Below are 13,504 nucleotides of genomic sequence, written 5' to 3'. Positions count from 1 at the left end.
ACTCCTGAACGAGTTACCATTCCTGGAAACCAGTATCCTGAACAGTTAACAGGGATCAGAATATTAAAAATCAGTTTAGAAAATAACTTACTTAATTTAAAAATTTCTTACTTTATTTATAAATAACTTACTTAATTTAGAAATTAATCACTCAATTTAGAAATAAGTTCCTTAATTTATAAATGAGTTACTTAAGAATCAACTCTTAAAAATCGGTGTTCTTGAACTCAGTATCCTTTAAATCAAATTTACTTAAATTAACATTCTGGAAGGGACCTATATGGATAATCTGGAACGAGAAAAGTATAGTCGGCAGATTCTTCTCTTTGGAGAAGAAGGTCAGGACAAACTGAAGGCTGCAAAAGTATTTGTTGCCGGTGCCGGAGGGCTCGGGTCCCCGGTATCCACATATCTTGCAATTGCTGGGATAGGAAAAATAATCCTTGCAGATTTTGACTTTGTGGATCCTACCAATCTGAACAGGCAGTTCCTTCACCACGAAAAAGACATTGGGAAGTTAAAGATCGAGTCCGCAAAGGAAAAACTTCTTTCAATGAACTCTTTAATTGAAGTTGAAACAATTAAAGAGATGCTTACCGAATCAAATATTGATTCATTGGTCCCCCAGTGCGATATTATAATTGATGCCCTGGATAACCTGGAAACAAGGCATATTCTTAACAGGCTTTCAATCAAGAGAGGTATTCCTTTAATTCATGGAGCAGTTACGGGTTATGACGGGCAGGTCACAACAATAATTCCCGGAAAAACTCCCTGCTTTTACTGTATTTTCCCACGCATTTCGAGAAAAGAGGTTTTCCCGGTTCTTGGAGCAACTCCTGGAGTTATCGGCTCCATTCAGGTAAGTGAGGCAATTAAGTTTCTGACTGGAAAAGGGAAACTTCTGGAGGGCCGACTTTTATTCTGGAACGGGCTTTCAGGGAGCTTCAGTGAAATTTCACTCGCAAAGCTGAACAACTGCCCTGTTTGCGGAAGTAGCCCCTAAAAATTTAACTAAGTCTTTTCCCTCCTTTCAGCAGGATACGCCTTATTTCAGCTTCACTGCCCGTGTTTAATTATATTTCCTGTTGATCAATTTTTATATATCCTCAGTGATAATATCCTATAGGGTATGTTGGAGGGAAGATGGCATGAAAAAAAAAACCCGACCAGTTGAACAAAAGGAAAACATCTCACAGGACTACTCAGGTTCCTGGTTTCTGGGCTTTTATGACCTGGACCCGTCTGCCCCCTGTTTCTCTTTCACTTCTGTCCCGTGTATTCCTTATCTTGATCTTAGCATTTATCGGGAATCCAGGGTGAAGTCAATCATCAAAGCACACAGCAAGGATATGTACCACCTGCTTGAAAATGTTCATTTTGACGGTAACTATTGCAGGGTAAAGTGCGTACGAAACGGAGAGTGGGAGTGCTGTTGGGATCTGGCAGTCAGGGTTCAGTTTTTTGGAAAAATGCAGGGTGTGGCTCTGTACCCGAAGCGTTCGGTTTCAGAAAAAGAGAAAAGGATCGTTTACAGGTCTTTGATTCTGGTTAATCCGTATCAACTCTGGGATGCGTCCCTTGTAAATAGGTTCTGGAATATTCAGGAGAGAGTCGAGTTCCTTATAGCCAGAATCCTTTTTCATGAGTGCATCCATGTTATGATTTCACTTGGTAAGACACTGCCTTCACCTTCCGGTAGTACGGATATCTTCCTTGAATTCAGGGAAATGCTGGATATTGCAAACTCCAGGAAGCTTGTTACCGAAATGCATGAAGTTCAGTTCCGTCTCTGGAACCTGGTTGTTTTCGGGGCATCGGGTTCTGAAAGTGAGCAAAAATTGCTCGAAAGGGTTCAGGAAATCTATGAATTTCTTATTAATGAAAAGTACAGCAACCAGAAAACAGGACAGGTCTTCCACTCTCCTTTACGCAACTCAAAGTTAGCACGGAAATATGCCTGGGTAGCAGCGGTTAAAGCCGGGGGGAACGGGCAGATCAGTAAAAGGGTATGGCAGGTTGAAGTCCGCAGACTGAGCATAGCATTGAGATCACTATATGATGGGATTGATGCTCTGTTACGGGAAAAAGCCTGAAATCAAGGGTTTCATTCTTCGATTAATGAGAGAATAAAACTATAGTGACCGAACCAGGATTCAGTTTAATCTTGATTAGTTGCGTCTGGGTTTAGTTAAATTTGCTATGCTAAACCCGAAATCTACCAAATTCGATCTTTATTGAACCGGAATAATTGGACTGAGGGATTATCTAAAAACGAATATTTACAATGAAGATATGGCAGAAATGCTACAGGATAAGTTGTTGCAGAAAAAGCTTCATTGCTTTTTTGTAACCGCAAATGTTATGCGAAACTCAGTTCCGCGCTCTTTTCTCAGTTCGAGTTTACCATTTAACTGATCTACAAGTGTGGTTACAAGTTGCAGACCCAAGGTTTCAGGGTTTGCGATGTTAAAGCTCTGAGGAATGCCTGTTCCGTTATCCGTAACTGACAGCATAAACCCTGTGTTTTTGCAACTTTCTTTTTGATTCTCTTCCCTGCAGTTTTTACGTTCCCAGGTTTTTTCTCTATAGAGTTTGATCTTAATTTCTCCTTTCACTCTCCCTGGAAATGCATGTTTAAAGGAATTTGAAACGAGTTCGTTAACAATTATTCCTAAAGGAACAGCGGTATCCATATCAAAGAAAACATTTTCTTCCACATCCATGTTCAGGCTGATATCTGAATTTCCAATCCTGTTTGTCTCGAAAAGATTTTCAGTGAGCTTTTGCAGGTACTTCGAAAAATTTAATGTATCTACCTGCCCGCCCTTGTGCAGTTCCTCATGGATAAGAGCCATGGATATAACCCGATTCTGGCTTTCCAGAAATGCTTCAAGGACTTCCGAGGTTTTAACAGCCCTTCTGTTCCTGAACCTTTCAGCCTGAAGGTCGAGCAGAGAGGAAATTACCTGCAGGTTGTTTTTGATCCTGTGGTGAATTTCTTTTTTGCGGGCAAGCTCAAGCGTTGCCAGCGACTCTTCTGCCTCTTTCCTTTCGGTTATGTCATACATTGTACCCTGGTACATATCAGGCTTCCCGCTATTGCCCGGAATCTTCTGATAAATTTCATGGACCCATTTTATTGTCCCCTTTCTGTGTATTATCCTGAAGTCAATTTCTCCATAGCCTGCACCTGGCGAATTTTGAATCCTTTTCTCTTCCTCATACATACGGGGCAGGTCTTCAGGATGAATTATGTTTTTCCAGGGCTGTTCGGACATGAGTTCTTCTTCACTGTATCCTGTAATCTCTTCGACAGTCCCGTGGAGGAACACAGGAACGAAGTTCTCATCTGCCTGAAAAGCAATTCCTTTAAAGTTTTTTATGAATGAACGGTATTTCTCCTCACTTTCCTGAAGTTCTCTCTGAGCCTTATTGCGTTCGGTAACATCGAGAACGGCACCTACAAGTCCGCTTATTTTACCGTCTTCATTAAAGCATGGAGCTTTGATAACGATAAATTCCTTTCCAAGGCAGTTTGGAAGGTATCGGCTTTTTAATTCACAGCAGTGCTCTATTCCGTCCCTGTATACCTGGACATCCGTTTCATCATATTTTTTAATCAAGTCTTCAGGTGCCTGATATGTAAGTTCACCATAGACTCTCCCCGTTATCTCTTCTTCAGGAAGGCCTATAATTTCCTTTGTAAAAAGCTTGTTACAGCCTGTATACCTGCCCTCAGTGTTTTTATAAAAAACAGGAACCGGAATTCCATCGAGCATTCTTTTCTTAAATTCCAGGTTTTCTCTCAGATCTTTCTCAGTCTGCTTGATTTCAGTAATATCCTGCATAACTGTAACAAGTCCGAAAATTTCTCCCTTTTCGTCACTGAAGGCTGATTTGTTTACCAGGAAAGACCTTTTTATCCCGTCGGCACAGGTTCCCTCACATTCGAGGGTAAAGCTTTCTCCGGATTTTAGAAGCTGCCTGTCTGTTTTATCCCATTCTTCAAAACAGCTGAGAATACTTTGCTGTTCGCTTTCTGGAAGTTTTCCTGGAAACTTTTCTAAGACGCTACCTGCCACTTCAGTCAGGGTGTGCCCGATTATCTTCTCTTCCGGGAGGCCTGCAATTTGTCTGGAAAAAGATTTGTTAGCACCAAGAATTACTCCGGTTCTGTCCGTATATAGGACAGGATTTAACATAGTATTTAGCATGCCTTTAATTACGGAAAAAGTAGCTTCAACTGCATGCTCTCCCCTTTCAAATCCGGGAATCTGGCAGCAAAAGTTTTGATTCGTAATATCCGGTTTTTTATCTTCATCAGCCAGCGTTTTACCCCCAAGATCTTCTCTCGTAGTCCTGCCCTTATTTTCAAATGCAGGTTCTACATACTCTATTTGCCGACTTTCAAAAGTCGATTAAGTCAGTTATAATTACCTGGTTATAACTATTTTTATTGTTTTATGTAACTTATAAAAAGTGATCATATATTATATGTGCCCTCTCAAGGGAACTGCAGTAAACCTACATTCGGCAGGTTAACGTAATTAGAGATAGATATTTTCATATTTCTCTCCCATGAGACCCAATATCTTCCAGTGAAGATCCTCCATATTCAGTATTTCTGAATTTACTTCACCTTCTTTCTGAGAAATAAGTTCTGTAATTCCCTGGAAATTGACAAATATCCATCTCATCGTAGGTCTTTTTGTTGGCTTTCCTTTTTGATCTGGAACCGTTTCATTTTCTTCCTCTAATTTTGTCCTTAATTTCCATTCTGCAATTGAATAAATCATTAAGCAGAGAACCATTGTCATAGCCAGTGCTTCAATTCTGCTTTTATTCTTTAGGTAGACTTTCGATATGCTAAATGTATCACTTTTCAAGAATCGGAATCCTTTTTCTACATTGTCCTGTCCTTTGTAATACTTCAGCATCTCTCCCGGAGAAAGAGTGATATCATTACTCGCAAGAATGAAAAGTCCCATTTTCTCCATTTCATTCAAAACAAAAGCATCATTAACCTTTATGCTTCCATCAATCCTGAAATAAGTCTTTAATTCCTCATCTTTAGAAGGTCTGCCTCTTTTACCTGATTCACGTTTTTTAATGGATTTCAAATCAACTTTTTCAAAAACAATAGAAGGGAATTCTTTAATCCATTTCTCTGCAGCTTTTGATGCATCCTCTTCGCAGAAGAAGTCCTCTCCTTTCAGCTTTTTAAAAGCCTTCTCTGCTTTTTCAACCTCTTTGTCAAGTTTCGTCCTGAGAGTTTTCTCTTTCTTCTCCTTCATCTTGTGAGAAAGCAGCAAAACCCACTTTTGTTTGACTCCGCCATATTCCACAAAGGTTTGATAAAAAGAGTACCTCTCATCACTTTTTAGCGTTTTCAGGTTCAGATTTGCAGTTAGCAGTTCCTTTGCCTCGGAAATTGTTGCAGGAACACGACTGATCCAGAATGATTTTCCGATATTCTGGATATTATTGTCTGTGTAAAAGGAACTATCAGCGACATAGTACACTTTGCTTTCAGGTCTTAAAACTGATTTGAGAGACGTTATTGCATCCAGAATTGTGTTTTTGTCGGAAGCATTTCCTGAATGTGTGTTCATGAAAAGAGGTATTCCATGCTGATTAACAATCAAGCTCAGTACAAATTGTTTGAGGTCCCATCTTCCGTTTTTGGGAATTCCAAAAGTAATATCAATAGACTCAGTTTCTTCGTCTTCATAATCACCATAAACGCTGACACTTGTAGTGTCAGAGTGTAAACAGTGACCAGGAATAGGTAGACGAGCCATAATGTGAAGGGTAATTTCCGTAAACAGTTTTGTAGGGCCATATTTTACGATTTTGTCAAGAGTCTCTCCGATAGCATATTGATTCAGGTCTTCTTTTGTTATACCGTCTCCAAAAAGCCTTTCAGTAGAAATGTTTTTGAAAAAATCAGGAAACAGGTACAGACGTTGCCCTATGAAACCTAGACCATTGAGTACCATGGCAAGGATGCAGACTGAGTGAGGAACATTATGATTCCGTTCTTTGGGAAGTTTCTCATCGATCAGTTTGTCAACTTCAAGTTCTCGGAAAACTCCAGCCATAAGACCTAGGTGACCTAAGAACCGTGTACGTTTTAAGGAGGATTCAACTCTTCTACTACTGTTTTTCTCTGCCATGGGATAACCAAGAAAGAGATATAAAATTAATGATATTAATTTATAGGTTTACCTGCCGAAAGCAGGGTAAATGTTTAAAAAAAGCATTTTGATTATGTGGCATCTTTTTATCCTGAAGCGCAGTTCTACACTGCATCGAGCATTATTTTGAATTCCGTTCCATGGCCTCGTTTAATCTCGATTTTTCCATCCAGCTGGTCAACAAGGGTGCTCACTAACTGCAGCCCGAGAGTTTCAAGATTTTCCAGCTCTATGTTTTCAGAAATTCCTTTTCCGTTATCCGAAACTGTCATAATGAAACGGGATCTATCGATTTCATTGTCCTTTTGTTCCCTGCAGAGCTTAATTCGAATTTCTCCTTCTCCTTCAGTAAATGCATGTTTGAGAGAATTCGATACTAGTTCATTAACAATTATTCCCAGCGGGACAGCAGTGTCCATATTAAAAAATGCATTTTCTTCCAGGTCTATGCACAGGCAAATATTCTCGTTTCCGAGACTATAAGTTTGGAAAAGGCTTTCGGCTAGCTTTCGAAGATATGCTGAAAAGTCCAGGGTGTCGGTTTCTTTACCTTTATAAAGTTCTTCATGAATAAGCGACATTGAGATTACCCGGTTCTGGCTTTCCCTGAAAGCTTCGAGAATCTCCTGAGTTTGGATGGATTCCTTTTCACTGAACTTTTCAACCTGCAGATCCAGCAGAGAAGAGATTACCTGCAAATTATTCTTAATTCTGTGATGAATCTCTTTTTTTCTGGCTTCTTCAGCTTTTGCCAGGGCTTCTTCAGTCTCTTTTCTCTCAGTAATATCATATATTGCGCCCTGATAAGTCATGGGGTTTCCATTCGTACCCGGAATCTTCTGATAAATTTCGTGCACCCACTTTATTTTCCCGTCTCTGCATCTTATTCTATAGTCAAGCTCCCCGTCACATACAGAAGGAGAGCTTTTTGCTTCTCTTTCTTTTTTAAGGAACAAAGGCAGGTCTTCCGGTTCAATAAGCTTTCTCCACAGCTTTTCAGATATAAATTCCTCTTCACTGTATCCGGTAATTTCTTTTACGTTTCCTTTCATATATTCCAGGTTAAAATCCTTATCTGCCTGAAAAGCAATCCCTTTAAAATTCTGTATGAAAGAACGGTACCTTTCTTTACTTAATTCAAGTGCTCTCTCAGTCTTTTTGCGCTCTGTAATGTCCTGAAGCGTGCCTCTTATCCGGACAGGAGTATTTTTCTCATAAAATATGACTTCTCCCTGTGCATGGACTACACGCTTTTCTCCATCAGCACGGATTATTCTATAATCAATGTCATAGGGCTCTCCGTTTAAAGCTCTTTTAACGGCACTATTTACATAGTCCCTATCGTCAGGATGTATATAGCTTAAAACTTCATCATAAAGTAAACCGGATTTTTGGATATCAAGTCCAAAAATGCGATACATTTCATCAGACCAGTATGATTTATTGGTCATAATATTCCAATCCCAGTTTCCTATATGAGCCATTTTTTGGGCTTCATAGAGTCTTCTTTCGTTTTCCATTAATGCTCTGTAAGCTTCTTCAAGTTCAGCTGTACGTTCTTTAACTCTCTCTTCCAGGTTGCCGTGTGCCTTTTTAAGAGCTTCTTCTGCCTTTTTGCGTTCCCTGATGTCGCGGGCAACGTGAACACTCCCAATGAGATTTCCTTTTGAATCATGAAGCGGCGAAACGCTTACTAAGAAATAACCGCCCAGGCAATCCTCGCAAACCTCTGTAGTGTTCTCGAGCCCATCCTCAAGCAACTGCCGCTGCGGGCAAAAAGAAGGAGGTTCTGTAGTCCCGTGCACAACGCGATAGCAGGTTAACCCTATACACTCTTCTGGTATCATCCTCAATCTTGCTGCCATGGCCCTGTTTGCACGGACAATCCTGTATTCTTTATCAATCACAGCTATCAGGTCTGGTACCGCATCAAAGGTTTGTTCCCAGTCTTTTGCAGCCTGAACAGCTGCTTCTTCTGCCCTCTTCCTTCCGGAATTTTCTATCCGTTCCCATTTTCCGTTCTTTTTGATCAAAGAAAATTGATGGTTAGAGATTACATCAATAATCTCGGCTGTGTTGCAAATGTTAAGATGATATGGGCATAAAGCTATCATGTGGTGTTTGTCGACAATAGCATCCACTTTTTTCTCATAATCAACAAAACCCTCCCAACCTTCTTTTTCCAGCCAGCGGTTGTCCCCTGTAGCTCTCAGTCCATCATAGCCCCTTGCCAGAGCCTGATTAATTTTTCCAACCCAATTATTTACGACTCTCTCTGGATCGAAAATACCCTCTTTTATATATCCCTGAGTGTAAGGGATAATTTCGATTTGCCCTTTTTCCAGATAAACATCAATATCAGGAACAGTTTTTTTCAGGGCCTGTTTTGCTTCTTCTACTCCCTGGGGATGCGGTGTGATCCATACGCAGAGTTCATTATTTTCCAGCCCTGCTTTGAAATAAGGGACAAGTATATCCATCAAATCTTCTTTTGTCCGGTAGAACTGGCAGAAATGTGTTCCCCAGGGCACATCTCCAATAACATCAATCCCGGAATTTCTAACATTTTCTTTCATTTCTTTTTTCTCCGGCTTTGAGAAGCAAATAATCCATTTCTCAGGTTCATTCACCGTCTATAAACAGTGTCTGGCACTGTACTGGGAATACTTTTGATAAAGAAAAGCTGATTTTCATGCCAACTTCTCTTTGTATCCAGAAGATTAGCTGGGAAGTGTCAACTTCATGTTCCCCAAATTCTTAATCCTTTTTCCAGCATATTCATTTTTTAGTGAAAGCAGATTCTAGCTGCTTTCTAAAAGGTAAAAGACTTACTTATTGCTTAAAATCTCATGAGCTATTTATATATTTCTTAATTTATCTTAATCATTGTTAATTACCAAATTCCCACCGGTAAATAACAGCTTCGTCAATATCCATTTGCGTATATAATGTATTCAAAAACATGGCTGTTGAAGTCTCAGAGATTGAGCTGTCACCTTTGTCAATCAATTGCTCCGGTCAGTAGCAGTAAGTCTGAAATTGGGACATCGGGCTCATAATGAGAGGTTCTTTACAGGAATAATCGTTAGGGAGAGTTTTCATAACAAGTAGGCTGTCCCTTTTTGAAGAGCGGAATTTTTTCCACAATTAACTTTTGCCTTGCCTTCAGGTCCGTGAGTGATTCCGGAGCAAAAATCCTCATCCTCTACAACTCAAAAAAGATTCTAAATTCAGATCAAACAATTCAAAAAACAAACAATTTAAATAAATTCGGAAGCCTCGTGCGTGATTCGAACACGCGACCTAGTGATTACAAGTCACTCGCTCTACCGGGCTGAGCCAACGAGGCGCAATGAAGCTGATTGCAGACTTATCTAATTACAATACTCACAGATAAACTTTATGGCAGAATTCTCACTCTCTTACATTTTACAAACTATTTTAACTGTGGTCTTCCAATCCGCTTTTGCAGTATTCTTCATTTGGGGCGGTGCATAAGCCTTATGGCATTCTTTCTCTATATCTCGGATAAGATGTGGCAGGAAATGGCAAAATATGGGCGCAAGCTGGTGGAACATGGGCTTGTGGAATCAAATTTCGGGAATATCAGCGTCACGGCCGGGGACAGGATGCTTATTACGCGGAGCGGAACTGCCCTTGACGAGATCACAGGCGATAATGTTGTTGAAGTTGACATTCAGGATACCTCGTCTCTGGATATAATTGCATCTTCCGAGACTGTAGTGCACAGGGAGATTTACAGAAAGACTTCCGCCCTTGCAATAATTCACGCTCACTGTCCCTATGCAGTGGTAGAGTCTCTGCTTGCCGGCCCGGGGAGGGTGATTGTTCCTGTGGATAGTGAAGGTCAGTATTTTCTCGGGAATATCCCGGTAGTAGGCGGCGGGATCGGAAGCCGGGAACTTGCCGGAAACCTTGCAGAGGCGCTTTTGGGACATAGGGGTGCTGTGGTTTTCAGCCATGGGACTTTTGCTATCGGAAGAACCCTGGCAGAGGCGTACATCGTGACCACACAGCTTGAACATTCCTGTAGAGTAAAGTACCTGTACGATCTTGCAGCCGTAAAAAAGTGAAAACAAGAAGTAAAAAGGGAAATAAGTAAGTATTATCTATGGAGTGCGCTGATAATTCAACATACAGCCTTAAGTATAAATATCAAAAGACAGGTAAACAAAGAAATAATATAAATAAGTAGATTCAAATCGGCATAAGAAGCAGGATAACCTGCCATTCTTTCAGGCCTGTCTTCTATAACGGATATACAATTAAAAGGAAGATCCCAAGTACCATGACATTTAATGCCCTGAGACCCGTTGCCTCGAGAGTTATTGACCCGCTGGCAGATTTTTTCATTAAATGCGAGGTCTCGCCTGATACGGTTTCAATAGTTTCCTTGATCTTTGCTTTCTTTGCGGGGCTCAGTTTTTATTATTCTCCCGAATATAAGGAACTCATCCTTCTCGCAGGCATCCTGGTGGTGTTTAACTCTCTTTTTGATGCCCTGGACGGGGTAATTGCACGCAAGTCCAATAGGGCAACCCCGAGGGGCGATTTCCTCGACCACGTGATCGACCGCTATTCTGATGTGTTCATTATCTGCAGTATCTTTTTTGCAGGTTATGTGTCCTGGCAGATAGGGGTTGCGGCAATCGTGGGTGTGCTTCTTACAAGTTATCTGGGGACCCAGGCTCAGGCCCTCAATCTCGGAAGGTATTACGGAGGGATCATGGGCAGGGCTGACCGTCTTGTGGTCATAATCCTTGCCGCTTTTGCCAATTCAGTTTATCCGGCTTCGATTGTAGGTTTTACCATCCTGGGCTGGGCTGTCATCCTGATCGCTGTAACCAGCCATATTACTGCAATCCAGCGGATTGTTTATATCTGGAAAAGGCTGGACTGATATTTTTCAGTACTTTTTGATTCCAGCTGTTTTCCGAGTTTAGCCGGCTAAGCCTCTTTTAAGTCTTTTTGATACCTGGAAACAGGCTTCTGACGCGGATAGGTTAATGTAAGACAAAATCCAATACTGCGCTATGCCGTCTCAAGGAAAAAAGTATGAGTATCTGGAACATACTGCAGATATAAAGTTCCTGGCTTATGGTAATACCCTGGAAGAGGTATTTGAAAATGCAGCTCTCGCCATGTTTAATGTTATTATTGATACCGGGAAAGTTTCAGGAGAGACGACAAGAGAAGTTTTCCTCACATCTCCTGATCCAGAGTCCCTGCTTGTAGACTGGCTTTCTGAACTTTTATATCTTTTTGAGGTCGATGAGATCGTTTTCTGGAAGTTCCGGGTAGAGGAAGTAAGCGAAGAAGCAGGGGAGTACTCAATAAAAGCCCTGGCATCAGGTGAAAAGTACTATCCTGAAAGCCATCCTTTTGAAACTGAGATTAAGGCTGTCACATATAATCAGCTGGAACTCGAAAAAACTGCCAGCGGCTGGAAAGCTCAGGTTGTTGTCGATATTTAAAAATCATAAGCTTTTGGGGTTTTTGGGAATTCTATACATTGCTTTTATGTATGGCTTTTATGTATGCTGTTATGTATGACTGTAGCGTCTGGCCTTTTATACAGTCTCAAACAGTGTTTTACTATATTTCAGAGTAATTTACGATCATTTAGGAAACATAAGGTACATGAATAATTTCAGAATTATATTGATATAGGGAATAATATTCAAAATCACATTTGCACTATATAAGGAGCAGGGAGGATCAGTTATGGTAGAGAGTGAAGATACCGCTATTGAGGAATTGGGTATGGAAGATGTACAGAGAGATATAAAAAGTATGGTCCGGAAGCTTTCCGATAACGAATGGGATATCCCGCAGGGGCATATCCCCAACATGAGAGTTCCAGGGCGCCTGTTTGTATCTGAAAATTTGCTTGGAGGCATTGATGCCGGCACTATTGACCAGATTGCAAACGTGGCAACTCTCCCTGGAATTCAGAAATATTCCATGGCAATGCCTGATGCCCACCTTGGCTATGGTTTTGCTATAGGGGGCGTTGCAGCTTTCGATGCCGAAGAAGGAATTATCAGCCCCGGAGGAGTGGGCTTTGATATTAACTGCGGTGTAAGACTCATCCGCACAAACCTTCGAAAAGAAGATGTCGTTCCTCACATAAAGAGGCTTACTGACGAGCTGTTTAATAATGTGCCTGCAGGTGTCGGCTCAAAAAGCCGGTTCAAAGCCTCTGATAAAGAACTGGACAGTGCATTCCTTGAGGGCGCGAAATGGGCAGTAGACGCCGGATACGGTGTGGAAGCCGATGTGGTACACTGTGAGGGGAGTGGTTACCTGGAAGGAGCAGACACTTCTCAGGTGAGCACAAAAGCAAGGAACCGCGGAAAACCTCAGTTAGGAACTCTCGGGAGCGGCAACCACTTCCTTGAAATCCAGTATGTGGACGAGATTTATGATCAGGAAGCGGCTTCAACATTCGGGCTTGAAAAAGGTCAGGTTACGGTAATGGTCCACTGTGGGTCAAGGGGTGCAGGGCATCAGATCTGCACGGACCATCTAAAAGAACTCTCTCAAGCTGTAAAGAAGTACGGAATTGAGATTCCGGACAAGCAGCTTGCCTGTGCCCCGGCTCAGTCGAGGGAAGCCCAGAATTATTTCAAGGCGATGCTCTGTGCTGCAAACTATGCCTGGGCAAACAGGCAGATGATTACTCACTGGACACGTGAGTCTTTCGAAAAGGTATTTGGCAGGGATGCCGATGATATGGGAATGAGCCTCCTGTATGATGTTGCCCACAATGTAGCAAAGCTTGAAGAACATAATATCGACGGCAGGAAAAAAGAGGTTTACGTACACAGAAAAGGGGCAACAAGGGCATTTCCCCCCGGACATCCGGAAGTTCCTTCCGCATATAGAGATGTAGGACAGCCCGTTCTAATTCCTGGAAGTATGGGAACTCCTTCTTTCATACTATGTGGTGCAGAAGGGGCCATGGATGTTTCTTTCGGCAGCGCCTGTCATGGAGCCGGGAGGATTATGAGCAGGGCGCATGCAAAGAGAGAGTTTCACGGGCAGAGCGTAAAAGAGAACCTTGAAGCCCACGGAATTACTGTAAGGGCAACTCACCCTTCCGTAATTGCTGAAGAAGCTCCTGGCGTGTATAAGTCCAGCAGCGAGGTAGTAAATGTTGTGCACGAGCTTGGTATTGCCCGCAAGGTTGCAAGAGTTATCCCTCTTGGGGTTACAAAAGGTTAAACAGATAGAAATTTAACCTTCTTTTTCTTTATTTCTTAATCCTCTTGAGCAACCAG

The 13,504-nt window shown here is 41.6% G+C and carries 9 protein-coding genes and 1 tRNA gene; 6 read left to right on the top strand and 4 right to left on the bottom strand.

The genetic code is table 11. The features are described from left to right. Positions 1 to 280: 280 nt before the first annotated feature. Together ACZ5A8_RS20600 and ACZ5A8_RS20595 are read left to right on the top strand one after the other, a co-directional pair. On the top strand, positions 281 to 1,006 hold the full coding sequence (locus tag ACZ5A8_RS20600; RefSeq protein WP_464531250.1) for a HesA/MoeB/ThiF family protein: 726 nt from the start codon (positions 281 to 283) through the stop codon (positions 1,004 to 1,006). Between the two features lie 145 nt (positions 1,007 to 1,151). Next, complete coding sequence (locus ACZ5A8_RS20595) at positions 1,152 to 2,096, top strand: hypothetical protein (protein ID WP_464531249.1); 945 nt, start codon at positions 1,152 to 1,154, stop codon at positions 2,094 to 2,096. A 240-nt stretch (positions 2,097 to 2,336) separates the two neighbouring features. Here the strand turns inward: ACZ5A8_RS20595 and ACZ5A8_RS20590 are convergent, their stop codons facing one another. The 4 genes from ACZ5A8_RS20590 to ACZ5A8_RS20575 form a co-directional block, all read right to left on the bottom strand. Next, the gene (locus tag ACZ5A8_RS20590; RefSeq protein WP_464531248.1) at positions 2,337 to 4,205 is read right to left on the bottom strand and encodes a PAS domain S-box protein; all 1,869 of its coding nucleotides are present in this window, start codon (positions 4,203 to 4,205) and stop codon (positions 2,337 to 2,339) included. A 345-nt stretch (positions 4,206 to 4,550) separates the two neighbouring features. Beyond that, a complete protein-coding gene (locus ACZ5A8_RS20585; protein ID WP_464531247.1) occupies positions 4,551 to 6,179 on the bottom strand; it encodes an IS1634 family transposase in 1,629 nt (542 codons plus the stop codon). Between the two features lie 125 nt (positions 6,180 to 6,304). Continuing rightward, positions 6,305 to 8,776, bottom strand: a complete 2,472-nt coding sequence (locus tag ACZ5A8_RS20580) for an MEDS domain-containing protein (RefSeq protein WP_464531245.1) — start codon at positions 8,774 to 8,776, stop codon at positions 6,305 to 6,307. 699 nt (positions 8,777 to 9,475) lie between these two features. Beyond that, positions 9,476 to 9,549, bottom strand: a tRNA-Thr gene (locus ACZ5A8_RS20575). Positions 9,550 to 9,703: 154 nt separating this feature from the next. Between ACZ5A8_RS20575 and ACZ5A8_RS20570 the strand changes: the two genes are divergently transcribed. From ACZ5A8_RS20570 to ACZ5A8_RS20555, 4 genes are all read left to right on the top strand, one after another. Further along, complete coding sequence (locus ACZ5A8_RS20570) at positions 9,704 to 10,294, top strand: aldolase (RefSeq protein WP_464531244.1); 591 nt, start codon at positions 9,704 to 9,706, stop codon at positions 10,292 to 10,294. Between the two features lie 215 nt (positions 10,295 to 10,509). After that, positions 10,510 to 11,121 (top strand): archaetidylinositol phosphate synthase, encoded by a 612-nt coding sequence (gene pgsA / locus ACZ5A8_RS20565; RefSeq protein ID WP_464531243.1) that lies wholly within the window; start codon positions 10,510 to 10,512, stop codon positions 11,119 to 11,121. 133 nt (positions 11,122 to 11,254) lie between these two features. Then, the gene (locus tag ACZ5A8_RS20560; protein WP_464531241.1) at positions 11,255 to 11,695 is read left to right on the top strand and encodes an archease; all 441 of its coding nucleotides are present in this window, start codon (positions 11,255 to 11,257) and stop codon (positions 11,693 to 11,695) included. Positions 11,696 to 11,945: 250 nt separating this feature from the next. Then, positions 11,946 to 13,448 (top strand): RtcB family protein, encoded by a 1,503-nt coding sequence (locus ACZ5A8_RS20555; protein WP_464531240.1) that lies wholly within the window; start codon positions 11,946 to 11,948, stop codon positions 13,446 to 13,448. The last annotated feature ends 56 nt before the right edge of the window (positions 13,449 to 13,504 follow it).

It is taken from the genome of Methanosarcina subterranea, assembly GCF_055385895.1.
The sequence above is the reverse complement of the archived record's forward strand: the minus strand, read 5'-3'. Positions and strand labels throughout refer to the sequence as shown.